The 26,307-nt window shown below is 50.7% G+C and carries 30 protein-coding genes and 1 riboswitch; of the genes, 2 read left to right on the forward strand and 28 right to left on the reverse strand.

Features of this window, described 5'->3' with window-relative positions:
* Positions 1-32: 32 nt before the first annotated feature.
* The 21 genes from aroA to prsW all read right to left on the reverse strand — a co-directional run bounded on the left by aroA (position 33) and on the right by prsW (position 17,769).
* Positions 33-1,319: a 3-phosphoshikimate 1-carboxyvinyltransferase gene (aroA, locus tag B0X71_RS11380; RefSeq protein ID WP_077589520.1), complete on the reverse strand. Its 1,287-nt coding sequence runs from the start codon at positions 1,317-1,319 to the stop codon at positions 33-35.
* Positions 1,320-1,334: 15 nt separating this feature from the next.
* Positions 1,335-2,423 (reverse strand): prephenate dehydrogenase, encoded by a 1,089-nt coding sequence (locus B0X71_RS11385; protein ID WP_077589521.1) that lies wholly within the window; start codon positions 2,421-2,423, stop codon positions 1,335-1,337.
* Positions 2,420-3,502 (reverse strand): histidinol-phosphate transaminase, encoded by a 1,083-nt coding sequence (gene hisC, locus B0X71_RS11390; RefSeq protein WP_077589522.1) that lies wholly within the window; start codon positions 3,500-3,502, stop codon positions 2,420-2,422. Before hisC ends, B0X71_RS11385 begins: the two co-directional genes overlap by 4 nt.
* A 15-nt stretch (positions 3,503-3,517) precedes the next feature.
* Complete coding sequence (gene aroH / locus B0X71_RS11395) at positions 3,518-3,886, reverse strand: chorismate mutase (RefSeq protein WP_077589523.1); 369 nt, start codon at positions 3,884-3,886, stop codon at positions 3,518-3,520.
* The gene (gene aroB, locus B0X71_RS11400) at positions 3,883-4,959 is read right to left on the reverse strand and encodes a 3-dehydroquinate synthase (RefSeq protein ID WP_077589524.1); all 1,077 of its coding nucleotides are present in this window, start codon (positions 4,957-4,959) and stop codon (positions 3,883-3,885) included. The genes aroH and aroB overlap by 4 nt, the downstream gene beginning before the upstream one ends.
* Positions 4,960-4,962: 3 nt before the next feature.
* Entirely contained in the window at positions 4,963-6,135 is a 1,173-nt protein-coding gene (gene aroC / locus B0X71_RS11405) for a chorismate synthase (RefSeq protein ID WP_077589525.1), read from the reverse strand.
* A gap of 300 nt (positions 6,136-6,435) precedes the next feature.
* Complete coding sequence (gene ndk, locus B0X71_RS11410) at positions 6,436-6,882, reverse strand: nucleoside-diphosphate kinase (RefSeq protein WP_077589526.1); 447 nt, start codon at positions 6,880-6,882, stop codon at positions 6,436-6,438.
* A gap of 84 nt (positions 6,883-6,966) precedes the next feature.
* On the reverse strand, positions 6,967-7,941 hold the full coding sequence (gene hepT, locus B0X71_RS11415; RefSeq protein ID WP_077589527.1) for a heptaprenyl diphosphate synthase component II: 975 nt from the start codon (positions 7,939-7,941) through the stop codon (positions 6,967-6,969).
* 18 nt (positions 7,942-7,959) lie between these two features.
* Positions 7,960-8,664 carry a demethylmenaquinone methyltransferase gene (locus tag B0X71_RS11420; RefSeq protein ID WP_077589528.1) on the reverse strand — a complete coding sequence of 235 codons (705 nt, stop codon included), beginning with the start codon at positions 8,662-8,664 and terminating at the stop codon, positions 7,960-7,962.
* Between the two features lie 5 nt (positions 8,665-8,669).
* Positions 8,670-9,443, reverse strand: coding sequence for a heptaprenyl diphosphate synthase component 1 (locus tag B0X71_RS11425; RefSeq protein ID WP_198038584.1), 774 nt, complete (start codon positions 9,441-9,443; stop codon positions 8,670-8,672).
* Between the two features lie 77 nt (positions 9,444-9,520).
* On the reverse strand, positions 9,521-9,742 hold the full coding sequence (gene mtrB / locus B0X71_RS11430; RefSeq protein ID WP_077589530.1) for a trp RNA-binding attenuation protein MtrB: 222 nt from the start codon (positions 9,740-9,742) through the stop codon (positions 9,521-9,523).
* Positions 9,743-9,759: 17 nt separating this feature from the next.
* A complete protein-coding gene (folE, locus tag B0X71_RS11435) occupies positions 9,760-10,338 on the reverse strand; it encodes a GTP cyclohydrolase I FolE (protein ID WP_408634096.1) in 579 nt (192 codons plus the stop codon).
* Between the two features lie 255 nt (positions 10,339-10,593).
* Positions 10,594-10,866: an HU family DNA-binding protein gene (locus B0X71_RS11440; protein ID WP_077589531.1), complete on the reverse strand. Its 273-nt coding sequence runs from the start codon at positions 10,864-10,866 to the stop codon at positions 10,594-10,596.
* Positions 10,867-11,027: 161 nt separating this feature from the next.
* On the reverse strand, positions 11,028-11,744 hold the full coding sequence (locus B0X71_RS11445) for a YphF family lipoprotein (protein ID WP_077589532.1): 717 nt from the start codon (positions 11,742-11,744) through the stop codon (positions 11,028-11,030).
* Between the two features lie 13 nt (positions 11,745-11,757).
* Entirely contained in the window at positions 11,758-11,958 is a 201-nt protein-coding gene (locus tag B0X71_RS11450) for a DUF2768 domain-containing protein (RefSeq protein ID WP_077589533.1), read from the reverse strand.
* Between the two features lie 88 nt (positions 11,959-12,046).
* Positions 12,047-13,066 carry an NAD(P)H-dependent glycerol-3-phosphate dehydrogenase gene (locus tag B0X71_RS11455; protein WP_077589534.1) on the reverse strand — a complete coding sequence of 340 codons (1,020 nt, stop codon included), beginning with the start codon at positions 13,064-13,066 and terminating at the stop codon, positions 12,047-12,049.
* A 16-nt stretch (positions 13,067-13,082) separates the two neighbouring features.
* A complete protein-coding gene (gene der, locus B0X71_RS11460) occupies positions 13,083-14,393 on the reverse strand; it encodes a ribosome biogenesis GTPase Der (protein WP_077589535.1) in 1,311 nt (436 codons plus the stop codon).
* A 103-nt stretch (positions 14,394-14,496) separates the two neighbouring features.
* Positions 14,497-15,642 carry a 30S ribosomal protein S1 gene (gene rpsA, locus B0X71_RS11465; protein ID WP_077589536.1) on the reverse strand — a complete coding sequence of 382 codons (1,146 nt, stop codon included), beginning with the start codon at positions 15,640-15,642 and terminating at the stop codon, positions 14,497-14,499.
* Positions 15,643-15,705: 63 nt separating this feature from the next.
* Positions 15,706-16,299: a lysophospholipid acyltransferase family protein gene (locus tag B0X71_RS11470; protein ID WP_077589537.1), complete on the reverse strand. Its 594-nt coding sequence runs from the start codon at positions 16,297-16,299 to the stop codon at positions 15,706-15,708.
* A 1-nt stretch (position 16,300) separates the two neighbouring features.
* Entirely contained in the window at positions 16,301-16,972 is a 672-nt protein-coding gene (gene cmk, locus B0X71_RS11475; protein WP_077590981.1) for a (d)CMP kinase, read from the reverse strand.
* A 116-nt stretch (positions 16,973-17,088) separates the two neighbouring features.
* Positions 17,089-17,769 (reverse strand): glutamic-type intramembrane protease PrsW, encoded by a 681-nt coding sequence (gene prsW / locus B0X71_RS11480; protein WP_077589538.1) that lies wholly within the window; start codon positions 17,767-17,769, stop codon positions 17,089-17,091.
* Between the two features lie 79 nt (positions 17,770-17,848).
* Here prsW and B0X71_RS11485 point away from each other — a divergent pair, with 79 nt between their 5' ends.
* Positions 17,849-18,811: an asparaginase gene (locus tag B0X71_RS11485; protein WP_077589539.1), complete on the forward strand. Its 963-nt coding sequence runs from the start codon at positions 17,849-17,851 to the stop codon at positions 18,809-18,811.
* A 244-nt stretch (positions 18,812-19,055) separates the two neighbouring features.
* On the opposite strand, the gene B0X71_RS11490 is transcribed toward B0X71_RS11485, so the two are convergent.
* From B0X71_RS11490 to B0X71_RS11515, 6 genes are all read right to left on the reverse strand, one after another.
* On the reverse strand, positions 19,056-20,033 hold the full coding sequence (locus B0X71_RS11490; RefSeq protein WP_077589540.1) for a YpdA family putative bacillithiol disulfide reductase: 978 nt from the start codon (positions 20,031-20,033) through the stop codon (positions 19,056-19,058).
* Between the two features lie 35 nt (positions 20,034-20,068).
* Positions 20,069-20,842: a metallophosphoesterase gene (locus tag B0X71_RS11495; RefSeq protein WP_077589541.1), complete on the reverse strand. Its 774-nt coding sequence runs from the start codon at positions 20,840-20,842 to the stop codon at positions 20,069-20,071.
* Positions 20,843-20,896: 54 nt separating this feature from the next.
* Positions 20,897-21,526, reverse strand: coding sequence for a CBS domain-containing protein (locus tag B0X71_RS11500; protein ID WP_077589542.1), 630 nt, complete (start codon positions 21,524-21,526; stop codon positions 20,897-20,899).
* 71 nt (positions 21,527-21,597) lie between these two features.
* Positions 21,598-22,236: a LysM peptidoglycan-binding domain-containing protein gene (locus B0X71_RS11505; RefSeq protein WP_077589543.1), complete on the reverse strand. Its 639-nt coding sequence runs from the start codon at positions 22,234-22,236 to the stop codon at positions 21,598-21,600.
* A gap of 79 nt (positions 22,237-22,315) precedes the next feature.
* Positions 22,316-23,740 carry a RecQ family ATP-dependent DNA helicase gene (locus B0X71_RS11510; protein ID WP_077589544.1) on the reverse strand — a complete coding sequence of 475 codons (1,425 nt, stop codon included), beginning with the start codon at positions 23,738-23,740 and terminating at the stop codon, positions 22,316-22,318.
* Positions 23,737-24,762, reverse strand: a complete 1,026-nt coding sequence (locus B0X71_RS11515) for a YpbB family protein (RefSeq protein ID WP_077589545.1) — start codon at positions 24,760-24,762, stop codon at positions 23,737-23,739. Before B0X71_RS11515 ends, B0X71_RS11510 begins: the two co-directional genes overlap by 4 nt.
* 110 nt (positions 24,763-24,872) lie before the next feature.
* Here B0X71_RS11515 and B0X71_RS11520 point away from each other — a divergent pair, with 110 nt between their 5' ends.
* Positions 24,873-25,124, forward strand: coding sequence for a ferredoxin (locus B0X71_RS11520; RefSeq protein ID WP_077589546.1), 252 nt, complete (start codon positions 24,873-24,875; stop codon positions 25,122-25,124).
* 166 nt (positions 25,125-25,290) lie between these two features.
* On the opposite strand, the gene B0X71_RS11525 is transcribed toward B0X71_RS11520, so the two are convergent.
* A complete protein-coding gene (locus B0X71_RS11525; protein ID WP_077589547.1) occupies positions 25,291-25,872 on the reverse strand; it encodes an ECF transporter S component in 582 nt (193 codons plus the stop codon).
* A 144-nt stretch (positions 25,873-26,016) separates the two neighbouring features.
* Positions 26,017-26,153: riboswitch (FMN riboswitch) on the reverse strand.
* Between the last annotated feature and the right edge of the window lie 154 nt (positions 26,154-26,307).

Consider the following 26,307-nt stretch of genomic DNA (forward strand, 5'->3'; position numbering starts at 1 on the left):
GATATAATGCCGCTTTCAAAACAAAAACTCTCCTACTCGGAGAGTCTGTTCTGCAGTGTATGCAAATGTTCAAAAAACGTCGGGTAGGAAACAGAAATGCATTCTTTATTGATAATGTCCACATCCCCATCCGCGATGAGTGAAGCGACAGCCCATGTCATACCGAGCCGGTGATCACCGAACGAATCGACTTGCGCGCCACGCAGCCGGACAGGCCCCTTGATGATCATTCCGTCAGATGTCGCCTCTGCGTCGGCCCCGAGTTTCTTCAGTCCCGTAACCACCGACTGAATGCGGTCGGTCTCTTTGACGCGAAGCTCTTCAGCGTCCCGGATGACAGTCGTCCCTTCCGCCTGCGTCGCCAGCAGCGCAATAATCGGCAGTTCATCGATGAGCCGCGGAATGAGCGCCCCGCTGATTTCCGTGCTTTTCAGCTTGGATGCGCGCACGGTCAGGGTTGCTGCCAGCTCTGCCCCTTCTGTGGCATCTTCGGTCTCAATCTCGCCGCCCATCTGCCGGACGGCCTCCAGTATGCCGGTGCGCGTCGGATTCACACCGACATTTGTCAGTCGGATTTCGCTGTCCGGAACCATCAATGCTGCTGCAATGAAAAATGCGGCAGAAGAAATATCACCGGGCACGCTGACGTGCGCCGGCGTCATTTTCAGACCGCCTGTCAGCCGGATTACACCATCCTGCTGGTCTACAGGAACGCCGAACTGCGGAAGCAGAATTTCCGTATGGTTGCGGCTCGGCAGCTTTTCGCGAATGGCTGTTGTTCCTTCCGCCCATATTGCTGCAAGGAGAATTGCTGATTTCACCTGTGCGCTCGCAACCGGCATGTCATAATCGATTGCTTGCAGGGAGCTGCCGGTCACAGCCAGCGGCGTCATCGTGCCGCCGCTTCGCCCTCTGATATCTGCGCCCATCTGCCGGAGCGGATCAATCACCCGCCCCATCGGCCGCTTGGCGATGGAAGCATCTCCGTTTAATACTGAATGGAAATCGGTTCCCGCCAGAATGCCGAGCATCAGACGCGTTGTTGTACCGGAATTGCCCGTATCCAGAATATCCGCCGGTTCTGTCCAGCCATGCATGCCGGGACTCGTTACCGTCACATCCGTTCCATTCTGCTCGACCGACACACCAAGCTGCCGGAAGCAGCTGATTGTGCTCAGACAGTCATCCCCCGGCAGAAACCCTTCCACTGTGGTTGTGCCTTCCGCCATTGCTCCGAACATGATGGCTCGGTGCGAAATCGATTTATCTCCTGGTACTTGTACAGTACCGGTTAACGGCGCTTTATCATTCAATGCCATACTCCGCCTCCTTATTTAAGAAATATAACTATCGTAGGAAGTCCGGTTTTTCAAGCTTTCCTGCGCCCGGCTCCGATCCTCCGGCGACTGGAAACTGAGAACAAGAATCCCGAACAGGTCTTCCCGCGTTTCCAGAATGCGGAGGTTGACGATGCTGATATTCTCTTCTGCAAGATAACCTGTGACTTCTGAAATCACACCCGGATGATCGGGTACGTCCAAATACAGATCATATACAGAATACAAGGCACCGTGCCCGGCGGCCGGCAGTTCATCCCGGGCTGATTTGGCATCAGCGAAATAAGCCTGGATGGCGTCCGGATTCCCCGACTCCAGCAGCTGCCGGAGCATCTCCATTTCCTTCATCCACAGGGATAATTGATTTGCGATCATCCCGCTGTTATGAAGCGTGATATCCCGCCACATCACCGGATTCGATGAAGCGATCCGGGTCGTATCCCTGAAACCGCCTGCCGCCAACTGACGGGCAAGCGGAAATTTCGTTTCCTTATCCAGCTGATGAACAAGCGACGCCGCAACAAGATGCGGAAAATGGCTGACGAGAGCCGTCATGTGATCGTGCTCTTCTGCAGATACTGTCAGCAGTTTTGCCTTGGTGACAGACAGCAGCTCCTGCAGCCGATTCAGCTGTTGCTCATCCGCCTGCTCAGAAGGCGTCAGGATATAGTAAGCATTTTCAAACAGCATTTCTTTTGCGGCTTCCACGCCACTTTTATGCGACCCGGCCATGGGATGGCCGCCGATAAACGGAATGGCAATTGCGTTTGCAGCTTCCATGATCTTCCCTTTTGTGCTTCCGGTGTCACTGAGTACTGCACCGCTTTTCAGATTCCATCCCGCGGCTTCTTTCAACAGTTTCAGCGTCGCATTGACCGGCGTGGCGAAGAAAATGAAATCAGCTTCGGGTGCCGCCTTTTCAAGTGAATCGGCCGCTTCATCAATGACACCCATTTTGAACGCTTTTTCTGCTGTAAGCCGATCGGTATCAACACCTAAAATACGCACATCCGGATGGCGTTTCAGCGCTTTTGCGAGCGAACCGCCGATCAGTCCCAGTCCGGCAATTAACACTGTCCGGTTCATATAGCCACTTCTTCCAAAGCAGCCAGCAGTTTGTCATTTTCCTCTTCCGTGCCGACCGTGATTCGGATATAGCCGGGCGTGCCAAGCGCATTTCCGCTCCGGATTATGAAGCCCCGTTTCATCAATTCTTCAAATACGCTGTCAGCATCTTTTTTCACTTCCAACAAGATGAAATTTGCCTGCGACGGATAATAATGAAGCTGGTGCTTTTTTGCAAACGTTTCGTATTTCGCGAGACCTGTGCTGTTGATTTTTCGGCATTTCTCTATGAATTCCTGATCGGATAATGCCGCGATAGCCGCTCCCTGAGAGATGCTCGTAACGTTAAACGGCGGACGCAGGGGGTCCAGCCGTGCAATGATCGCTTCCTGTGCAATTGCATACCCGATCCGGAAACCGGCCAGGCCGTAAGCTTTTGAAAAAGTCCGTAGAATCAACAGATTCGGGAATTCATCCAGCAAAGCGACAGAATCGGTATAGGCGCCGTCCGTTATGTACTCAAAATAGGCTTCATCAAGCACAACGAGCACTTCCTGGGAGACCTGTTTGAGGAATGTTCGGATTTCTGTAGTCGACAGGAGCACACCCGTCGGATTATTCGGGGAACAAATCCATACAACGGCGGTCCGGTCATCAATCGCTTCCTGCATCTTCTCTAAGTCATGCTTGCCTTCTGTCAGCGGAACTTCACGCAATTCCGCCCCCTCGATGATCGCGTTATGGCGGTATTGAGAAAAAGTGGGTGATGCCATTACTGTGTTGGTATCCGGGCCAAGCAACGCACGCGTAATCATGACGATGATTTCATCGGATCCGCTGCCAAACAGCAACCGGGTTTCCGGTGTGCCGGTGAATGCGGCAACCGCACTCCGAAGTTTTGACGCATAACCGTCCGGATAAACGGCCGGATTCAGCGCATAGTCTTTCAGAAAATCAGCAACTCTTGCCGAACAGCCGAATGGATTTTCATTGGATGCCAGTTTTATGATTTCTTCCAATCCGTATTGCTTTTTAACTTCCTCAACAGAACGGCCGGGCTGGTAAGCTTTCATCCCAGCCAGCTGCGGTTTCCACTTCATTCGGTTGTCCTCCTATCATTTCCCTTGTGCTAGATCCGGCCGGAGCGCAGCAGCCCCTTTTAAAAACGTATGCCGGACCTCTTGTTGCTGCACCTCTGTATTCACATGCATCATGACGCGGATGCAATGAGGCAGTGCACCGGGCACATCCATTTCGTGGGTGCACATCACCGGCACATACGTCCAGCCTTCGATCGAGCGGACTGCTTTAGCCGGAAAGGATGATTTAATATCGTGTGTTGCGGAGATGATGACAGATGCGACATCTTCCGGGTCGATATTATTCCGATTTACCATTTCAAGCACAAGTGCCCGGGTTTCTGCCAATACTTCTTCCGGGCGGTCTGCTTCCACTGTGACCGCTCCGCGAATGCCTCGTATCATGCGAGCACCTCCCTGATTTTATTCTGAAGCTTTCCATAAATGATCCGGGCCTTCTCTTCTGTCAATACGGCGACAGCCGGTACGCCGGTTTCAGGCAGCGCGATGAACACCAGCTCCCCGCCGGAGGATTTTTTGTCCCGTTTCATGTAAGGGAGCAGATTATCAAACGCGAGCGCCGTCAGCAGATTGAGCGGATAGCCATTCGCCCGGCACCAATCCACATATTCATCCGTCCGCGGATGTTCCTCGATCAACAGGTCAAACACCATGCCGAGAGCTACAGCTTCCCCGTGGGTCACCTGGCCGTATCCTGCGTTGCCTTCGATGGCGTGGGCGAGTGTATGCCCGAAGTTCAAAAACTTCCGTGCCCCGTGCTCTTGTTCATCTTCTTCCACAATCGCCGCCTTCACTGCAATTCCCTTCGCCAGGTGCGTCTCCAATTCCTTGTCCGGCATCGCGCTGAATTGCCGGATCTTCAGCAATTCTTCCAGCCAGCCGGGATTTGAAATGAATGCATGCTTGATGACTTCGGCCATTCCGGACCGGACTTCCCCTTCCGGTAGCGTAGCAAGAGTCCGGGTCTCATATAAGACAGCAGCCGGCTGATAAAAAGTGCCGATCATGTTTTTACCGGATGGATGATTGATAGCGGTTTTACCCCCGACCGCTGAGTCATGTGCCAGAATGGTCGTCGGGCATTGGAAGTACACAATGCCGCGCATAAACGTTGACGCTGCAAACCCAGCTACATCCCCTGCCGCTCCGCCTCCAAAGGCGATAAGCACGGATTTGCGCGAACAATTATTTTCCAACAGGAAAGAATGAATCGCCATGAATGTATCTGCGTTCTTTGCTTGTTCACCCGCTGGTATTTTAAGCACTCTTAGATCGAGTCCTCCTAACGCATCGAGGAGCAGGCTGCCATGATGGCTCCATGCCTGTTCATCAGCAACGACCGCGATTTTATCGGCGCCATTGAGCAGTGGTCTGTATTCGTCCTTGAACTGCTGGTATGCACCGTGCCCAATATGTACCCGGTAATCAGGCGCTGTATTTACTTCGACTGTTTGCATTCATCAGAACCCCTTCGTGTACGCCCGGTAATCAGCCACATTTTTTTGCAGGCGTGGCAGCTGATCCGCATCAAACTGCTCGAGCAGCGCATTGGCCACTTCCCAAGCGACAACGTGTTCCGCCACGACTGAAGCAGCTGGTACAGCGCAGCTGTCTGAGCGTTCAATGCTTGCTTTGAACGGTTCTTTCGTTTCGATATCCACACTTTCAAGCGGTTTATAAAGCGTCGGGATCGGCTTCATGACGCCCCGGACGATGATCGGCATCCCGGTCGTCATGCCGCCTTCAAATCCGCCAAGATTATTGGTTCTGCGCGTGTAGCCATCTTCCTCAGACCAAAGAATTTCATCATGGACCTGACTGCCCGGCCGTCTGGCCATTTCAAAACCAAGTCCGAATTCCACACCCTTGAAGGCATTGATGCTCATGACAGCCTGTGCAATTTTCGCGTCAAGCTTCCGGTCATAGTGAACATAACTTCCAATCCCTGCCGGCATACCTTCAACGATCACTTCGACGGTGCCACCGATTGAATCGCCTTTCTTTTTCGTTTCATCGATCAATGCAGTCATTTTCGCTGACGCTTCCGGATCTGCACAATATACCGGATCATTTTCGATGATCTTCCGCAGTTCAGCAGCGGTCTTGCCATGCGCTTTCTGCACGTCCGCCTGAATGCCACCGATTTCTGTCACATGCGCGACAATTGAGATACCGAGTTCTGCCAGCACTTGTTTGGCAACAGCACCGACCGCTACGCGCACGGTTGTCTCCCGCGCAGAGGACCGCTCAAGCACATTTCGCAAATCGCGGTGGCCGTATTTGATGCCGCCGTTCAAATCGGCGTGGCCTGGACGTGGCCGGGCAATCTGCCGCTTCACTTCTTCATCACCTTCGACCGGTTCAATCCCCATGATGTTTGTCCAGTGCTTCCAGTCATCATTATGGACGACGAGCGCCACCGGTGAGCCAAGGGTTTCCCCATGCCGGACACCGCCTGCAATATCTACTGTATCTTTCTCAATCTGCATCCGTCTGCCGCGGCCATGGCCGCCTTGCCGGCGTTTCAATTCCCGGTTGATCATTTCTGCTGTCAATGGCAGCTGGGCCGGTAATCCTTCGATAATGGCCGTTAGCTGTGGTCCGTGTGATTCTCCTGCTGTAAGGTATCGCATGGCACTTTCCCCCTTCAACTCACTAAAGCTAAATTGTATGATTACTACTATATCATAATCCGACGGGGCGACAATACCGCATCCCCATTAAAAAACTGCCTAAACTGAACTCCCCCGCAATTCTGTGAATTTATGTAAGTCACCTGAAATGAATGATGTTCATCCGTATTTTTCCATCAGCTGAATTTAATACGTTCCTTCTTCAATTATTACTGATCTTTACCCGCACCGCTTCGGCTGCCCCGGAAGAGATAAATGGAAATAAAAAAAGACAGCCGGAGCTGCCTTTTTATACGCTTATTAGTCGATCCAGCTTCCGATCGTCTTTTCGTAGGATACAAGCTCTTCTTCTTTGAAGAACAAGCCAATTTCACGCTCTGCGCTTTCAGGAGAATCTGAACCATGAATCATGTTTTTTCCGACAGTTACAGCGAAGTCGCCGCGGATTGTGCCAGGAGCTGCATCTTTCGGATTCGTTGCCCCCATCATCTGACGGGCAGTTGCAATCACATTCTCACCTTCCCATACCATTGCGAAAACGGGGCCCGACGTGATGAACTCAACAAGCTCGCCAAAGAATGGGCGTTCTTTATGTTCTCCATAATGCTGTTCCGCTAATTCCTGTGAAATCTGCATGAGCTTAGCTCCTGCAAGCTTATAGCCTTTTTGTTCGAAACGGCCGACGATTTCGCCGACTGCGTTGCGCTGGACACCGTCCGGCTTAACCATCAAAAATGTTTTTTCCATATTCAACACTCCCTTAATCAAAACTTAGGCATTTAGCCCACCGTAAAAAATACTATCATGACCCATCGGATTGTCAACTGAAATCTAGAACTTCCGCTTGCCGATGAAAAATGCAAGATCACGAAGCGCTTTCTTTGACGGAATATCGGGCAGGGCCGCCAATTCCCGAAGCGCCTTCTGTAAATAGCGGTCACTCAGCTCTTTTGAGCGCCGAATGCCGGCACTCTCCCGCACTTCCTCCACTACATCAAGCCGCTGCCGGTCGGTCAATTCTTCTCCCAGCGTCCGCTGAAGCAATGCCTGCAGTTTCTCATCGTCCCGGGCAAACAAAATCGGCAATGTGATATTGCCTTGCAGAAAATCGCTGCCAGCCGGTTTGCCGAGCTCTGCGTCAGAAGCCGTGAAATCCAGCACATCATCAATGATCTGAAAAGACATGCCGATGAAATAACCGAACCGGCGAAGATGAGCTACTGTCGCCGGATCTGCTCCGGCGGCCAGCCCGCCAAGTTCGCAGCTCGATGAAATGAGCAGCGCCGTTTTCCGCTTAATGCGCCGCAGGTAGCTCCGCAAATTCTGATCCAGCTGACTCTTATCCTCGATCTGAATGATTTCTCCCCGGCATACTTCAATGATCGCTTTTGCCAGCACTTCATGGAGTACCGGGTTCCGGACAGCGGCCGCATGTTCCAGCGCCCGGGCGAACATGAAATCTCCGGTGTACATTGCAACCCGATTATTCCACTGGGCTTTAACCGTCGGCTCCCCGCGCCGCACTTCCGAATCATCTATCACATCATCATGGACGAGTGACGCCATATGGATCAGTTCAAGTGGCACCGCCACATTTCGGACCGTTGCCGCATCGTAATCGCCAAATTTGGCGGCAAGCAGCACAAAAACAGGGCGGATACGTTTCCCTCCGGCCTGCAGCAGGTGAAGAGAAGCATCGTTTAATAAGTGGGAGGATGACTGGACTGCCTGTTCTAATTCTTTTTCGATGATCTCAAGTTCCGGTCTGAGATCGGAATAAAGGATTCTCAGCTTCACTTTTTCCACGACTACAACCTTCTCCCGCTAAATTGGATTTTTGAATCCGATATGAAGAGCTGCTGCCCCTCCGCTGTATGGCTTATACTTGATTTCCTGAAAGCCGACCGAAGCAAACAGCCGGGCCAGACCTTTCATATCCGGAAAAGCCTTCGCCGATTCCTGAAGCCATGAATATTCTTTGTAGCTTTTGGCGAACAGCTTGCCGAATGCCGGCATAATAAAGCGGAAATAAAGACGGAATACGGGTCTGAACAGCCGGCTCTCAGGCTGGCTGGTCTCAAGACACGCAATCATCCCCCCGGGTCTCAGCACCCGGTGCATTTCTGCAAGCGCTTGCCTGTAATCCGGGACATTGCGCAGCCCGAAGCCGATGGTAACGAAATCAAATGAATTGTCCGGAAATGGCAATTGCATGGCATTTCCATGAACAAGTTCAACTTGCGGCATGTCTTTCGTCTTCTCAACGCCGACATTCAGCATGTTCCGGCTGAAATCCAAACCGACCACCCGGCCAGCCGGCCCGGCTGCTTCTGCAAGCGCAATGGTCCAGTCCGCGGTTCCGCAGCAAACATCCAGCGCAGCGGCACCTTCGGGAACCTGCATTTTTTCCATTGCATCTTTTCGCCAGCGCACATGCTGCTGGAAAGAGATGACTGAGTTCATCTGGTCATAATTCCCTGATATTTTTTCAAACACTTCGTGCACACGTTGTTCTTTCGTCTTTTGCATGTCCCTCACCCTTCGCGTATCAATTGCTCCATTTTACGGTGCGGCAGCACGCGGTTGAGCAGAAAGCTTTCCAGCTCCTTCTGGAGCGGCTGCTGCTTGGCCAGATGAACCACTTCGCTATAGAGCGTATTCACCTTCTCGTGCAGCCATTGTTCAGCTGTCAGCATACTGCCTGTCGCCTTGGCCAATACGTTCAGAAGAGGGCTTCTGCCACCGGACTTTAGCAACTCGAGTTCGCTTTCATATCGCAGCAGGCTGAGGGCACGGATTGCCAACCGTTCATAGGATCCGTAGCTATAAAACTCATAAAAGGTCCGGATCAGGCCAGCTTCGATTTCTCCAACCGCGATTTCGATGTCTGTCGGCCGCCATGGAAGGCTCTCATATAAAGAAGCCTTGTTTTCGCTGATTTCTGCAATTGCGCTTGACAGCTGCCGGACCAAATCGATATTTTTCAGACGGGCCAGCACTTGATAATACACGCCGCTATAGTAATCGCCTGCCAGTACCGTCAGCTGCTGTTCGAGGTTGGCTGCTCCGTTTTCCTCTACATGTTCATGCGCGTCGAGTGCAGCCTGGACAATCGATACCGTTTTTGATGATGCTTCCGTCTCGGAAGACCAGTATTCCCCGTTTAAGTAGGGAAGCAGCAAAAAGAACAGCCGAGTCCGTTTCACTGCAGGACCTGCCGTGAACTTCTCGAGTGTCCGATGATGAACAAGTTCCATGATGCGGACTTGTTCCAATGTGATTTTTTCATCTATTTGCTGTTCATTCATGCCTGCTTGCTCCAATCGTGAATGCGCCATGTTTCATAGTATACCACAGCGCACGCGGACCATTCACTTCAGCGGATTCATTTTTTACCTTCGCTTTCGATGAGACCGTAAGCTGTATGAATCTCCGCTTTTCCCCGGATTTTCATAGCTGATGTGTGTTCCGTGAATTGCGCGATCATTACTTCGCCTCTGTCCAGTTTTTCGGAATGATGGAATTTTGTATCCGTTCCCCGGGTCAGCCCGATGACGTTTACGCCGTCTTCTGCAGCTTTTATCACAATATATTCACTCTGTGCCATCTTATCACCTGCCCGTATCAGTTCATTTGAATGTAAGAGATCACTTCTGACCGTTTGATTGCATCTTCTTCGAGTACACCGCGGGCTGCAGCAGTCACTGTTTTGCTTCCCGGTTTTTTCACACCGCGCATGGTCATGCACATATGTTCCGCTTCGACCATTACATACACACCTTTGGCCCCAAGCGTATCCATCACAGCGTCAGCAATGGTGGTCGTAATCCGCTCCTGCAGTTGCGGGCGCTTTGCAATGCTTTCAACAGCCCTTGCCAATTTGCTCAGTCCAGCCACTGTGCCGTTTTGGGGAATATAGGCAATATGCGCTTTCCCGAAAAACGGCACCAGATGATGCTCGCACATCGAATAAAAAGGGATATCTTTAACCAGCACTAACTCTTCATGTTCTTCATGAAAGACGGTTCTGAAATAATCGCGTGGATCTTCCTGAAGACCGGAAAAAATCTCCTCATACATCTTTGCCACCCGTTTGGGGGTATCCAGCAATCCTTCACGGGCCGGATCTTCACCGACTGCCTCCAGAATCATAGAAACGGCTTGCTCTATTTTCTTTAAATCCATTCCTGACACAGTCTTCATTACTGTTTCCTCCTGAAACACAAATTCATACTGAATCGTAGCATATGTATGATCCTTTAGCAAAATAGCCGACTGCAAAAGGACTTAAAAAAAGCACCGGTTTCTCTCCGTCGCCCTGGAAGCATTGCTGGCCCTGACCGGATGCAGACCCAAAAAATGATTTTCCCACTGATTGCATAGCGGAATATGAATTACAAAAAGAATGGCCTTTGCGCGTCTTGCCGCAAAGACCATCCTTTATGTAGGCATTGAAAATTATTTTACCGCGTCTTTCAGCGCTTTTCCTGGTTTGAATGCAGGAATTTTGCTGGCTGCGATTTCGATTTCCTCACCTGTTTGCGGGTTGCGTCCTTTACGGGCTGCCCGTTCACGGACTTCAAAGTTCCCGAAACCAATCAGGGAAACTTTATCACCCTCTGTCAGTGCATTCTGGATTGTATCGAATGTTGCATCGACTGCACTTGCTGCATCTTTACGGGAGATGCCTGCCGCTTCTGCAACAGAGTTCACCAATTCTGTTTTGTTCATGTCATTCACCTCCTCTCAAAGAGATACAAATCTGAAGACCTGATAAAAGAGTATCATAACCAAAAACCCGCCGCAACAACATTTGCGGCGGGTTTCCAAAAATAAGAAAAAGTAACATCCTTTTGTCACGGCATTTTCTTTCTTCAGTGCTGAAAGACTGGTTAATTTTCATTTTCGGTGAGGAAAACAGGCTCTCCTTCTTCATTGACGGTATACGGAAGCGAGTAAGCCGGCACAATCGGACTATCATCATACAGCAGGAACCGGATGTCTTCGCCCGGTGTTACTTCCCCTTCGTATTCCTGCAGTTCCGTGAAAAGATCCATCGAATAATCCACATAGAAATCACCGGCCCCGGTGACGACGATCGGTAGATTGCGGCCGCTGTAAGGGCTCGTTACTTCCGCAGCGCCTTCGAGTCCCATTGCCTCATAACTGGGCCGGTACACATTATCCGTCACTACACTGGCAATCGGCACATAGCCGTTTATGCCTTTTCGGACGTTCAGCGAACGGAGCTGCTCTGCCAGCTGGAGATCGACAAGTTTAACGGTCGGTACGTTTTCCACGTCCATCAGGACATATTGATAAACGCCGCCTTGTTCAAATGCATTGGACGGAATTTCAGGCAGGTAAGCCGGTACAATTTTCGAAAAATCGATCGGATACTTGATATACTGATCCACATCTGCATCGCGGTTCCTGATCGGGATCAGTCCGCCTGAATTCTCCCGGAAGCGATCGACCGCTTCCTGCACGGAGTTCAGCTGTTGCTCATACGGAATATTCGTGCCCTCCCGCTCGCTTGATGGGAACAGACAGCCCGATAATAGCACACTGACCGTTGCCAGAAGCAGGACCAGAGCTAATTTTTTCATATTATTCACCTCATTAATTGCCGGTCGGTCCACTGAATACGATGAACGCCGACAGGATGCAGCCAATGATAAGCAGACCATACGCAGTCAGTGCCGTAACGAACTTCAGTACACCATTATTAATTTTGTATCTGCTGAGATAGATCAGTCCCATGGAAAGCATCAGAAATCCCATTCCGATGAAGGCAATCCACATTTTATCGAGAGAGGTCATGTTCTAGCCGCCTTTCGCTCAATTTCAGTCAACAGTATAGCACAGAAAAAGAAGGGACGCGGCAACGCGCTCCCTTCTTTTGTGACAATTAAAGCAAGTCGATCATATCTTCCATTTCGTCTTTTTTCACACGGTCCATCAGGCCTTCCGCCGCTTTCTCCACGGGCACCTGTTCAAACAGCACCGAGTAGAGCGCTGCTGTGATCGGCATTGGCACGCCGACTTTCTGCGACAGCTGATAAGCGGCTTTCGTCGTCCGGATTCCTTCGACAACCATGCCCATCGATGCTTCGACTTCCTCCACGGTTTTGCCTTTGCCGAGCATATTGCCTGCCCGCCAGTTCCGGGAATGCGGGCTTGTGCAAGTGACGATCAAGTCACCGACACCGGAAAGCCCTGAGAACGTTAACGGCGTGGCGCCTAGTTTCACGCCGAGCCGGGCAATTTCCGCAAGCCCCCGCGTGATCAGGGCCGCTTTCGCGTTATCTCCATAGCCGAGTCCGTCCGTCAGTCCGGCTGCAAGCGCAATGATGTTCTTTAACGCTCCGCCAATCTCCACTCCTACGACATCGGTGTTCGTGTAGACCCGCAGGAACTGGTTCATGAACAGGTCCTGCACGCGCTTTGCTGCTTCCTTGTCCTCTGAGGCGGCCGTAATGGTCGTCGGATGCTCTTTGGCCACTTCTTCTGCATGGCTCGGTCCAGACAGCACGACAATCGCTTTCAGCTGCTCAGTTCCGACTTCTTCCCGAATCATTTCACTGATGCGCTTGTGGGTATCCGGCTCAATACCCTTGGAAACGTGGATGAACAACGCAGACTTATCCATCCCGCCGCTGATTTCTGCACACACTTCCCGGATGGCTTTCGATGGCACCGCAATAACGAAGGTTTCTGAATGCCGGATCGCATGCTGTAAATCACTTGTTGCTTTCAGCGTTCCCGGCAGCCGGAAACCCGGCAGGTATCTTTCGTTTGTTCCGCTGTTCAGTTCATCAGCCTGGTCGGCACGATGCGTCCATAAGAGCACATCATGCCCGTTCAGCGTCAGCACGTAAGCCAGCGCCGTTCCCCAGCTGCCAGCTCCAAATACTGTGACTTTTTCCATCATGCTCTCCTCCTTCTTACGCTCTTGCCCGGATAATCAGCCGGATTGGTGTACCTTCAAAATCGAACGTTTCCCGGATCCTGTTCTGCAAAAATCGTTCGTATGAAAAATGCATGAGTTCCGGTTCATTGACAAACACGACGAATGTCGGCGGCTTTACCGCCACTTGGGTCATATAGTAAATCCGTAGGCGGCGTCCTTTATCACTCGGTGCCGGGTTCATCGCCACAGCATCCGCAATCACTTCATTCAGGATGCTGGACTGGATGCGGAGCGAGTGATTCTCGCTTACCCGATTGATGATTTCCAGCAAATTGTGCACGCGCTGCTTTGTTTTCGCTGAAACGAATAAAATTGGCGCATAATCCAGAAACAGAAAATGAGCCCGGATTTCCTTGGTTTTTTCGTTCATTGTTTTTTCGTCTTTCTCGACGGCATCCCATTTGTTGACGACGATGATGACACCTTTGCCGGCTTCATGCGCATAACCGGCGATTTTCTTGTCCTGCTCCTGGATGCCTTCTTCACCGTTCAGCACAACCAACACAACATCGGAACGTTCAATCGCCCGGAGTGCGCGGAGCACGCTGTATTTCTCGGTCGCTTCGTAAACTTTCCCGCGTTTGCGCATGCCGGCAGTGTCAATGATCACATATTCCTGGTCATTGTATTCGTACTCGGTATCGATGGCATCGCGTGTCGTGCCGGCAATATCACTGACGATGACCCGCTCTTCCCCGAGCAACACATTGACGAGTGAGGATTTCCCGACGTTCGGGCGGCCGATCAATGAAAATTTGATGACGTCCTCCTCATAGTCCTCCTCCGGCTTGTCCGGGAAGTGACGGGCTGCTTCATCCAGCAGGTCGCCGAGCCCAAGCCCATGGGAACCTGAAATCGGGAACGGTTCTCCGAAGCCAAGCGAATAGAAATCATAAATCATTTCCCGCATGTCGGGATTATCGATTTTATTGACAGCCAGCACAACCGGCTTATTCGTGCGGTACAGAATTTTCGCCACCTGCTCATCCTGCACCGTTACGCCTTCCCGGCCGTTGACGAGGAAAATGATGACATCGGCTTCGTCCATGGCGATTTCCGCCTGCTGGCGGATCTGCTCAAGAAACGGTTCATCGCTCAAATCGATTCCGCCTGTATCAATCAGGTTGAATTCATGTGCCAGCCATTCTGCTGAACTGTATATACGATCGCGGGTAACTCCCGGCTCATCTTCGACGATGGAAACCCGGTCCCCTACGATTCGATTGAAAATTGTTGATTTGCCTACATTTGGCCTGCCGACGATTGCGACTGTCGGTTTTGACATAATACATAACACCCTTCCAGCTTCAGATAGTTCTATTATACACAAAAAGCGGCGGAACAATGGAATGCCCGCCGCTTTCTGGGTATGAAGTTAAGAAGTCCGTTTATTCTGAACGGAATCCTTTAAGCTTATCACCGATTACATCGCTGATGGAGAAGCCGGATGATTCTTCCGGCATTTCATAATCCTGGTTATCCGGCTCTGCATTGCGGTCTTGAAGTTCCTTGATGCTGAGCGACAGGCGCTTGTCCTGTTCGTTGGCGTCAAGTACTTTCACTTCCACTTCCTGACCTTCTGTCAGCACTTCCTGCGGTGTACCGATGTGCTTATGTGCAATCTGGGAAATGTGCACGAGGCCTTCCACACCCGGAAGCACTTCGACGAACGCGCCGTAGCTGACAAGCCGTTTAACGGTGCCTCTGCGCACAGAACCTTTCGGCATTCTCTCTTCGATGTTGTCCCATGGCCCTGGCAGCGTTTCCTTGATGGACAAGGAAATGCGCTCGGCATCGCGGTCGACGGATAATACTTTAACCCGTACTTCCTGGCCTTCCTTCACAACGTCTGATACTTTTTCAACATGCTCGTACGACAGCTGGGAAATATGGACAAGTCCGTCCACGCCGCCAAGATCGACGAATGCACCAAATGAAGCGATCCGTTGCACTTTACCGGTCAGCACATCCCCGGCATGGATATTTTCCAGCACTTCCGTCTTATGCGCTTCTTTTTCTGTTTCCACAACAGCCCGGTGAGACAGAATCAGGCGGTTGTTCTCCTTTTCCATCTCCACGATTTTAAACGTGAGCGTCCGGCCCTTATAATCATCGAATGATTCGACAAAATAGTCTTCAACCAGCGATGCCGGCACGAATCCGCGCACGCCCAGATCGACGACCAGTCCGCCTTTAACGACATCTTTCACTTCCGCTTCGATGATTTCACCGGATTCGAATTTCGCTTCCAGGTCAGTCCATGCCTGTTCGGCATCCACTTTCCGTTTTGAAAGAACGAAATTCTCATCTTCCACTTTCGTAATGAGTAGTTCCAGCTGATCGCCTTCCTGGACTGAATCTGATGCTTTTTCGATGTGGAGACTGGACAGTTCGCTGATCGGCACGACGCCATCAAACGGCGCTCCGTCGATTGTGACAGTTACAGCTTTATCTTCCACTTTGACAACTGTTCCTGTGACCCGGTCTCCCACTTGAAAGTCACGGTTTTCCATCATGTTCATTTCCTCTGACATAGTAGCCCTCCTCAAAAACTTTCCATGTCTTATTTTATGCGAATTCTCTAATAAAAACAAAAGTTATCCCTTAGAATTCTCATTTTCATCCAAAATTCTTTGAATCTCCTGCATAATCGCTGCTGTGACTTCTTCGGCAGATGCTTTGCGTTCCCGGAACGGCGCCATGGCGAGCGGCTGGCCAAAAATAACTTTCACCCGGCGCAACGGCTTATACTGCCCGATAATCGCACATGGAACTACATCCGCATCTCCGCGAAGCGCAAAAAAACCAGCGCCCGCAAGCCCTTTTCCGAGTTTCCCATCCTTGCTTCGCGTACCTTCAGGGAACATGCCGACGACTTCTCCGCTTTTCAGCAGCCGGAGTGCCGTCCGCATCGCCTCCCGGTCACTCAGCCCCCGTTTCACCGGAAATGCATTCACTTTCGGCAGCAGCCCCTTTAGTACCGGAGCCGCAAACAGCTCTGCTTTTGCCATAAAATTAACCGGGCGCGGCGTAGCGACTCCCAGCGCCAGCGGATCAAAATTATGCGTATGATTCGCACATACCAATACACCGGCATCCTTTGGAAAATGCTCCGTTCCCCGGATATCCAACCGGTAAAGCGGCTTAACGATAGAAGCGACGACTCCTCTGGCGAAATGATAGAATTCCATGCTAGTTCAGCCTCTCTTTCGCCAGTCCGATAATTCGGGATGCCACTTCCGGCACTGTCAGGGATGTCGTATCGATCAACACGGCATCTTGTGCCTGAACGAGAGGGGATTCTTTCCGCTCCGAGTCCATCCGGTCCCGCTTTTCAATTTCCATCTTCAGCACATCAAGCGGCGTCCGGATGCCGCGCGTCCGATTTTCCTCAAATCGTCGCTGCGCCCGTTCTTCAGCAGAAGCGATCATGTAAACTTTCAGTCCGGCATCCTGCAGTACACGGGTGCCGATATCCCGCCCGTCCATGACCACGCCCCGCCCTTCTGCGAGCTCTTTCTGCAGCTGGACCATTTGTTCCCGGATTTCCCGGTGTGCAGCCACTTCCGAGACGGATTTTGTCACTTGGTCAGTGCGGATTTCTTCAGTCACATCCTGTCCATCGAGGTAGACGCGCTGCCCCTGTTCACCGGGTTCAAGCCGGATATCCACATTTTTCAGCAGTGCTGACAGCGCCTCCCCGTCTGTGAGATCAGCTCCGGCCGTCAATGCTTTTAAGGTAGCTGCCCGATACATTGCACCTGTATCTATGTATATGAATCCCAGCTGTTCGGCCACAATTTTCGCTACCGTACTTTTTCCGGCAGCGGCTGGTCCGTCAATCGCAATTTGCATTGTTCTCATAAAAACTGTCACCTCATCCATTCAAGTCACTTCATTTTATCATAAAAAAGAAAAGTTCCGGGAACCAGAACTTTTCAGGGAAGCACGAAATTTATTCATGACCTGCAACCGGCTGGTTACGGAATGAGCGGCGGCCGGTCATGGTAATGATCGATCGTGAGCTGGTGGGCCTGTTTAACTTTCCGCAGAGCGAACCACCACAAAAACAGCATGAACGGAATGATCAGTTCGAGCCTTGAGTTTTCCAGAAACAGAATTGAATTATACAGGATATGCAGTGAAAGCGGTCCGAACAGCCCGATTGCCAGCCAAATTTTTATATTGAGTTTTCCTGGCCATTTCGCTTTTCCAAAGTAAAACCCCATGACCACACCGAATAACGCATGGCTTGAAACAGGCAGAAACGCCCGGAAAAACGCCGCATCGATGCCGAACTCAAGCAGATACAGCACATTTTCCACAGTGGCAAATCCAAGCGCGATGCTGGTGCCGTACAGGATTCCGTCATTCGGCACATCGAACTCCACGTGGCGGTAGATGACCAGCAGCAGAATCAGCCATTTAAAAAACTCTTCGACTGTGCCTGTAAACAGTACATCCTGAACATAGGCATGCTGAAACACCTGTTCTTCTGCAAACACATATTGAACAAACAAAATCGGAAAGGTTAAAATAGCACCATAGATGAAACAATGAAACAGCAGCCGCGATGGCTCTTTCATGAATTCTGTCCGCAAATAGAAATAACTGAAGAGAGCCAGGCTCGGTGCAATCGCGACCGAGAGGAGAATGAGCATAAGCACGCTCCTTCACTTAAGTTCTTTTCAGTATAACACGTGGAGCACCGGACAAATGACGTCTTTCAGGAGGAAATCAATGAAAAAGAAAATTTTGCTGATTCATACAGGCGGCACCATTTCCATGCACACCCAAGAGAGTTCCGGAGCAGTCATGCCGGGCGATCAGAATCCGATGATGGCAGAAAGAGAAAAATTTGAGGATCATGCCGAGATTTTCGAAGAAGAGGTTTTCAATTTGCCTTCACCGCATATTACACCGGCCGAAATGTTTTCCATCCGCCAGCTGATCAACAGTTACCGCCGAATCCGGGACATTGATGGCGTGGTCATCACTCATGGCACCGATACACTGGAAGAGACCGCTTATTTTTTGGATCTCACTCTGGAATCGGAGCTTCCGGTGATCCTGACCGGCGCCATGCGGACATCAAACGAAATCGGCTCTGATGGCGTCTACAATCTCATCAGTGCCCTCCGCGTCGCTGCGGATCCCGAGGCGGCAGGGAAAGGTGTACTGGTCGTGCTGAATGATGAGATTCACACAGCACAGAACGTCACAAAAACACATAGCAGCAATGTCTCGACATTCCAGAGCCCACAGTACGGCCCGATCGGCATCGTGACAAAAAATGCGGTCCGGTTCCATCACAGCCCAATGCGCCAGGAATATTACAACGTTGAAGCGATTACAAAAAAGGTCATGCTGCTAAAAGTGTTCGCCGGCATGGATGGCGATATTGTCGATTCAGCGATCGACCTGGCATACGATGGAATTGTCCTGGAAGGCCTGGGTCAAGGAAATGTTCCGCCGGCCCTTTTGCCGGCAGTGCGGCGGGCGATCAGTCATGATATTCCCGTCGTTCTTGTTTCCCGCTGTTTTAATGGCATCGCCCAAGCCGTTTACGCATACCCCGGCGGCGGGCGCATGCTTCAGGAAGAAGGCGTCATCGTCGCTCATGGTCTCAGCGGCCAGAAAGCCAGGCTAAAGCTGCTGATCGGGCTGTGCAACGGCTCAGACATCCGTCGCATCTTTTCCTGAACGGAAGATGGCGCCGGGATTTGAAATTGATAAACACCAAAAGAAGCTGTCCTAAAAGGTCATGAAAAATGACTTTGCGGGACAGCCTTTTTTTATTCAAAAGAAGTAGCTGAGTCTCAGTCTGGCGGACACTTCCTCTGGTTACTTTCGAAAAAAGCGGGCTTCAAAAAAACAGGGAGAGAAAACCGATTGGTTATTCTCTCCCTGTTTTTAATTTAGGAGGCTTTTTGGACAGCTCCTTTTACTAACTTTCATTCAGATTCCTCTTTCTAGCTATTGCGTCTGCAATTTGGCCACCATGGAATCTGCCATTTTCGATGAAAATTTCGTTTGCGTTATTTCCGGCTGCAATCACACCGGCGATAAACAGATTGTCCACTCCGGTCTCCATCGTTTCTTCGTCATGAAGCGGTCTGCCGGTTGTTTCATCGATCCCGATTCCCATTTCTTTCAGGAAGCGGTGATCCGGATGATAGCCGATCATGGCAAATACAAAGTCATTCGGAACAGTCAACCGGTCGCCCGCAACTGACAGGATGGCTTCGCTTTCTGTAATTCTCTCGACTTCCGAGCAGAAATGCATTCCGATTTCACCTTTTTGCACCAATCCGTCAAATTCAGGAAGGATCCATGGTTTCACACTGCTGGAATACTCTTCCCCGCGGTATGATACGGTCACACGCGCCCCGCTTTTATGGAGCTCGATTGCTGCGTCGACCGCGGAATTCTTACCGCCGATCACAAGGACATCCTGCTCAAAATACGGATGTCCCTCCTTGAAATAATGCTTGACCTTCGGCAGATCCGCCCCTTGCACCGGAAGTGGATTCGGATGATCGTAATAGCCGGTGGCAATGATCACATACGGCGTCCGGTAACTGCCTTTCGCCGTTTTGACGGTAAACAGACCGTCTGACTTCCGGACAGTCTGGACTTCTTCATACGCACGCACATCCAATGCTTTCCGCTTTACTACTTCTCGGTAATAGACAAGTGCCTGGCTGCGCTTCGGCTTCCGGTTTTCTGTGATAAACGGGATATCTCCAATCGACAAGCGCTCGCTCGTGCTAAAAAACGTCTGGTGGGTCGGATAATGATAAATTGCATTGACAATATTTCCTTTTTCAATAATGACCGGCTTCAGACCGATGTCCTGGACAGCGATCGCTGCCGCAAGTCCGCACGGGCCTCCGCCGATCACGATGGCATCTGCCGTCTCCATTCAATCAGCTCCTGTTTCTTGCATTATTTCTTTTATTATTCTGCGCCAGCAGCTTCAGTCGTCGGCCGGATGGTCAGCAGATGAAATTCCGCTTCAGCTCCGAGGCGCAACGGCAGCTGCGTCGTACCATAGCCGTTTGAAATAAGCCGGATGACGCCATTGGTCGTTTCAGTCTTCCCTTTTTCATAAAGCCCATATTTCCCCAGCCGGATTTGACCGCCATGGGTGTGGCCTGCAACCATAAGATGGACAGGATAACGGTTCTGAACATGATCAAAGATTTCCGGCGTATGGGACAGGAATATCACGGTATCCTGCTCATCAACACCCTTGAACGCTTCCTGTAATCCATTCCGTTTGAATGCAAAATAATCAAACGATATCAGTTTCAGGTGAGGATTTCCGAACAGATTGACTGATTCGTTCTCTAAAATGGTCACTCCTGTCTCGGCGAACATGCGCCGCAGTTTCTGTTCCCGCAGCTCTCTGTCATTATTGCCCCAGATGAAATATGCAGGAGCCATGGCTGCAAGCACTTCCAGATTGTGCCGAACCCGCTCAGGAGGCACTCCGCCTTCTGCCAGATCTCCGCCAATGATGATTATATCAGGCGTTCCTTCAGCAAATCCGGGCTGGAGTTTCCGCCGGTGGATATCTGAAATGAACAGCATCCGAAAAGGCTCAAACTGCCGGGGGGCCTTCAACTCAAAAACTTCATATTTCTGGGTGGCGTGAAACGCATTCCAGAACATACGGGCAAGGAGGCCCGTTCCGCCGGCAATGATTGTCAGCGCAATTCTCTTAAACATCTCTAATCTCTCCTAAGCAAAAAAAGGTAAAGCGTCGCTTTACCTTTTTACCTGTTAATCTTCAGTTATGTCAAGCACACGGAACCCGGCTTTGCCCAGTTCTTTCAGAAAACGGTCGATGTTGTTCTTTTTCTCAACTTTCAACACGATTCGCCGGACAAGCTTATCAGTCTCATCGAATGTAACAAGCGAGATGACCGACTCATGAAATTTATCGATGATATCGGCTAGCCGTGCAATCCGGCCTTCAGTTTCAGCGGAAGTAAATGAAATCCGGACCCCTTTCCGCTGATTGCCGAATGCGCTTTGCAGCTGGTTCATCACATCATAACGTGTCACAATTCCAAGGAATTCGGTTCCGTCAACCACTGCAATGATCGGAAAATTGTTCAATTTCAGAAGGGCTTCTTCGTATACCGCATTGACAGTCAAATGAACGTCCTGATTGACCAGAATATCTGCCGCCCGTACCGTCTTCAAGAACTCCTCTTTGTCCAGGCCGGATTCAAAATGCGCCCGGTATGCATGATACCAAGTGAAAATTCCTTTGTATTTATTTCCTTCAACTACCGGGAGGGCATCGATCTGATGCTTTTCCAGCAACTCGATTCCTTTTTGAACCGAATCAGCCGGCGAGAGCTTAAAACACTTCTCCCGCTTGACCATTACACTTTTCACAAACATCTAAATCGCCTCCAGTTATCACTGCTAGCCCATTGTCTGTCATGGATTGGTATTATTGTTTGCTGATTTTTTCAATTCGGCAGCACAAGCGTTTCACCAATCGACAGATCCGGTGTATTCATGCCGTTCGCCTGCATAATCCGGTCGACTGCTGTACTCGTGCCGTAATAACTGATTGCAATCCGGTAAAGTGTTTCACCTTTTTGAACAGTATGTATTTGCTGGGGCGCATCCGGTTCTTCAGGTTCCGGCTCCGCAGGTTTTTCCGGAGCAGGCTCTTCCGCCGGCTCCACTTCCTGCACAGCTTCAGGTTCCTCTTCCGTTATTTCTGCCGCCGGTTCAGCGGCTGGTTCTTCCGGCGCTTCCTCAGCAGGCTCTTCATCCGGAATAACAAGGGGCGTGATCGGTTTGGCATTTTCCTGAAAGCTTACCTCATTACTGCTGCTGACGCTGATTTGTTTTTCCTCGTCAGGGCTATAGATAACAGCGACGTACAAAAAGACAGCGAACACAGGAAGAAAGATAAAGACAAAAAACAAAACAGACAGAAGACGTCCGCCTCTGCTCGCCCCTGCATTTCGCTGCTCATGATTCGCTGCGGATCCTTTTCCAGCTTGCCGGCGGGCAGTCCGCGACGGCGATTTTTTAGTATCCATAGGCGTCGGCGGCTGATATCTGTCAATCGGTTTTCGGTACTTTCGGTTCCCCATCTATTTTGCTCCTATCTAATCTGATAGTTCTATTATGACGAAAAATATCCCGGTTGTAAATGCCAGCATAGTCAAAAAATTACGGCAGCAGTCTGCTTAGCCGCTGTTGCCAGTGCAAACTTTCCGATTCTTCCGACTCAGTTGTTCTCAACGGATATGGCTCATAATCAATGCCGCACCAGAGGCAGCAATTCTCTGGATGTTCCTGTAATTGCTGGTCAAAATATCCGAGAATATACGCCCGAAGACATTTTCCGCTCTCTGCAAGACCCGTCATACTGGCGGCTCTCATCAATTTATCTTCAGCCAGCCGTTCAATTTGAACAATGGTTTGTTCGGGTGTCATCCGGCCCAGCCAATATCGGATGACGCGGTAGGAAGTTTCCCGGACAATGCCGGCTTCCACTAAATCCACCCGGCCGGCACTGTCTGAAGCAACCGCTTCGATTTCATGCCGGGTCGGCAGCTCATCAATCAGCAGCGCCTGCATCAGCTTTTCATCACCGGGAGCCATCAGGAGTGTCGCCAGTGCCGGGAGCCCGTCCCGGCCAGCCCGACCGACTTCCTGTACGAATTCTTCAATTGCAGTCGGAATCTGAAAATGAATGACGTGCCGGACGTTCGGCACATGAATTCCCATGCCGAACGCATTCGTTGAGCAGACCCAATTGATTTCCCCGTTCTGGAATTGCTGCTGAATGAAGATCCGGTCCTGTTGTTCCATTCCGCCATGGTAGAAAGCTGCCGGCAGTCCGTTATCCGTCAGAATTCCGGCCAGTTCCTCCGCTTTCCGGCGGGTACCTGCATAGACAATACCGGGCCCTTCATACGTTTCAGCAAATGCCAGCAGCCATTCCCGTTTTTCTTCCCCGTCCCGGAAATTTTTTAAGTCATATGCGATATTTTTTCGGTCCATCGGATGGATATAGATGACCGGATCATCCAGCTGCAGGTAGTGCCGGATATCCTGTTCCACTTTTTTGGTCGCAGTCGCTGTAAGAGCGAGCACTTGCGGCGCACCGAGCGCCGGAAGCACTTCGGCAATCCGCAGGTAATCCGGGCGGAAATCGAATCCCCATTGCGAAATGCAATGTGCTTCATCCGCTACAACCAGGGCAATTGTGATTCGCTGCAATCGGCGGATCACTTGCGGTTGCAGCAGCATTTCAGGAGATATGAAAATGAACCGGTAGTCGCCGATCGCCTGCCAGATCTGCTCTTTTTCTTCCGCTTTTAAAAATGAATTAATCGCCACGACGCTTTTTTCACCCATTTTTTTCAGCTGGGCGACTTGATCCTGCATCAATGACAATAAAGGTGACACAATCAGCACACTGCCTGGGAGCACGTGACCGGGAAGCTGGTAACAGAGCGACTTGCCCATGCCGGTGGGGAGCAATGCCAGCACATCGCGGCCGTTCAGCACTTCGCTGATTATTTCCTTTTGCCCGGTACGGAAAGATCTGTAGCCGTATTTGTCTTCCAGCAATTGTTCAAGGTTCATGTTTCTCCCCCTTTCGCAGACAGCGCGAGCCGGATCTGAAAATAGCTCAAGTCCGGAAGCTGTTCTTTTATATCCCGCAAACGTTTTGTATCAGCTCCCCGGCTCACCGCGGATACCCGGTCATAATCTTCCCGCTTCATGAATTGCGTGACATCGAACGCCGGATCATTCATGGCCATTTCGACGAAATGATCTTCGATCGTGCTCGGTCTGAGCCGCCGGATCGCAGCGATCTCCTCCATCGAATGTCCTTCCTTAAACAGATGGATTGTCCGTCGTGTGGAATCGGTCAGCGCCGAACGCCGGATTACATCTTCAAGAAACGGAATCAGCAGCGGGTAATCACCATCACTGATTTCGTCAAGCCAGCTATGCAGAGTCTCAGTCGCTGCCAGTCGGACATCCATTTCCGAACAGCCGCGCTCTGCTGCCATCTGCTGCCACGTCTGACCGCTGATCCCATAGCCGGAAAACCGGCCTAACAGCACCGATTTCCCGTCATCGCCGGTCGCAGCGGCCCCTAAACTTCGTTCCATTTCTTCTTTGAACGCTTTATATGTTTCCGGTGCAGCATAGGTTGTATCCATCAGGTACTTCTTCACCCATTGCTGAATATCCGTCCGGTTCTGGACCGGGTCGAACACCCGGATGCCCTGATGCTTATGTGACAGCGTTTGAATAACCAGCGACAACCGGGCAAAAAAGAGCCGCTCCCGCCCCTGATACTTCCAGCCGTTAAAATGATGTTCGGGAAGCGCCAACTTCTCTCCTCCGGCCAATAGCCGGATCTGCTTGTCCGCTTCTCCGATAAAGCCGCTGTACCGCAGTGCGGCGACCGCTTCATCGTACTTTTCTTTTTTCAGCGCCGGCATGACACCAAAAAAAGGATGGAGGCTGAAATAACCGATATCCTGAATGGTCTGACCGGACTTTTTTCCTTTCAGCACGTGATAGGGCGCGGACACTGTCCGCTGCCCATTCAGCTTCTTCATTATGGCCAAGATCGCTTCTTCAAATGACAACTTCCGTCCCTCCAGACATCTATTGGTTGAAATGCTCAGTAAACATGATTAGAATAAATACGATAGCTCTGCGGAGCGTGTCCGGGGATTACTTAAAGGAGAGGATAGCTATGCCTAAATATACAATAGTTGATAAAGATACATGCATTGCATGTGGAGCGTGCGGTGCAGCTGCACCAGACATTTATGATTACGATGACGAAGGAATCGCCTTTGTTATCCTTGATGATAACATGGGGAATACCCCAGTGCCAGATGAACTCGAAGAAGACATGATGGATGCATTTGAGGGCTGTCCGACCGATTCCATCAAGGTGGAAGACGCTCCGTTTGACGGCGATCCGCTTAAATTTGAAGACTGATAGTCTGCCGGAAGCATGGTGCTTCCGGCTTTTCTTATGACCTGTCATAGCAACCCATACACTCAATAAAGAACAAGCAGAATAATGCCTGGACACTGATTATTCCCCAGCAAAAAAAGCCGGTTTCCCGGCTTTTTATATTTCTTCGTTATTGTTCATAAATTGTTCACTGACTGTATAACGCGCGCTGCTTTTCAATCCATGGCTGCATGCTTTTGAACAAGAGTATAACGGCCGCGGTCAGCAGGAGGCCTTTAATAACATTGAATGGCAAGATTCCGAGTACAACACTTTCAATAAGTGCGCTCCCTGTCATTTCCGGCATATTCAGAAAATACGTATACATCGGCAGGAAGACGTAAAAGTTTAGAATACTCATGCCGACAGCCATCGACAACGTGCCGGCTACAAGACCAAAACCAAGGCCGCGCAGACTGGACGCTTTCCGGTAGATTGCATAGACTGGCAGAATGAAAAGCAGACTCGTTGTAAAATTTGCCAAATGCCCGACCGGAACGCCTGTAGGGCTGCCGGATAGCAGCCAGTCCAGCACATTTTTGAATGCAGCAACCAGGATGCCGGCTGCCGGTCCCATCGTAATTGCAGCAATCAGCGCCGGCACATCACTGAAATCCACTTTCAGAAATGACGGCAACGCCGGAAGCGGAAAATTAAACAGCATCAGGATGAACGAAATGCTCGATAACATTCCAATGACCAGCATCGACTGCAGTTTCTTGTTTCTCATAATCCTCTCTCCTCACTTGATTCATCAAGAAGAAAGGCTCGAACTGTATCCGCCCAAAACAAAACCCTTAAGCTAAAACGCTTAAGGGAGAACAGGCACACTGAATTCAGCATGCCGGATTGGAAAAACGGCATACATCCGCACCTTCACCTTCTCCCATCCAGACTGTACTGTCGGCTTTGGAATCGCACCAAATCCTGCCTTGCGGCTCGCGGGCTGATGAAGCAGAACCTGCTCCAATTACCGCCGGTAGGGAATTGCACCCTGCCCCGAAGATGAATCGACTATTTTTTTAACCGCTTCCGCGGTGTAATTATCTTAATCTTAAATAAAAATGGAAGCCCTGTAAACAGAAATGCTTACAGGGCTTCCATTTTATTTTCAAACCTGCCGTCCGGCCGGACGGCAGCAGAACGGTTTTTGAAACTGCCCGAA

It is taken from the genome of Planococcus lenghuensis, assembly GCF_001999905.1.
GTDB classification, from domain to species: Bacteria; Bacillota; Bacilli; order Bacillales_A; family Planococcaceae; genus Indiicoccus; species Indiicoccus lenghuensis.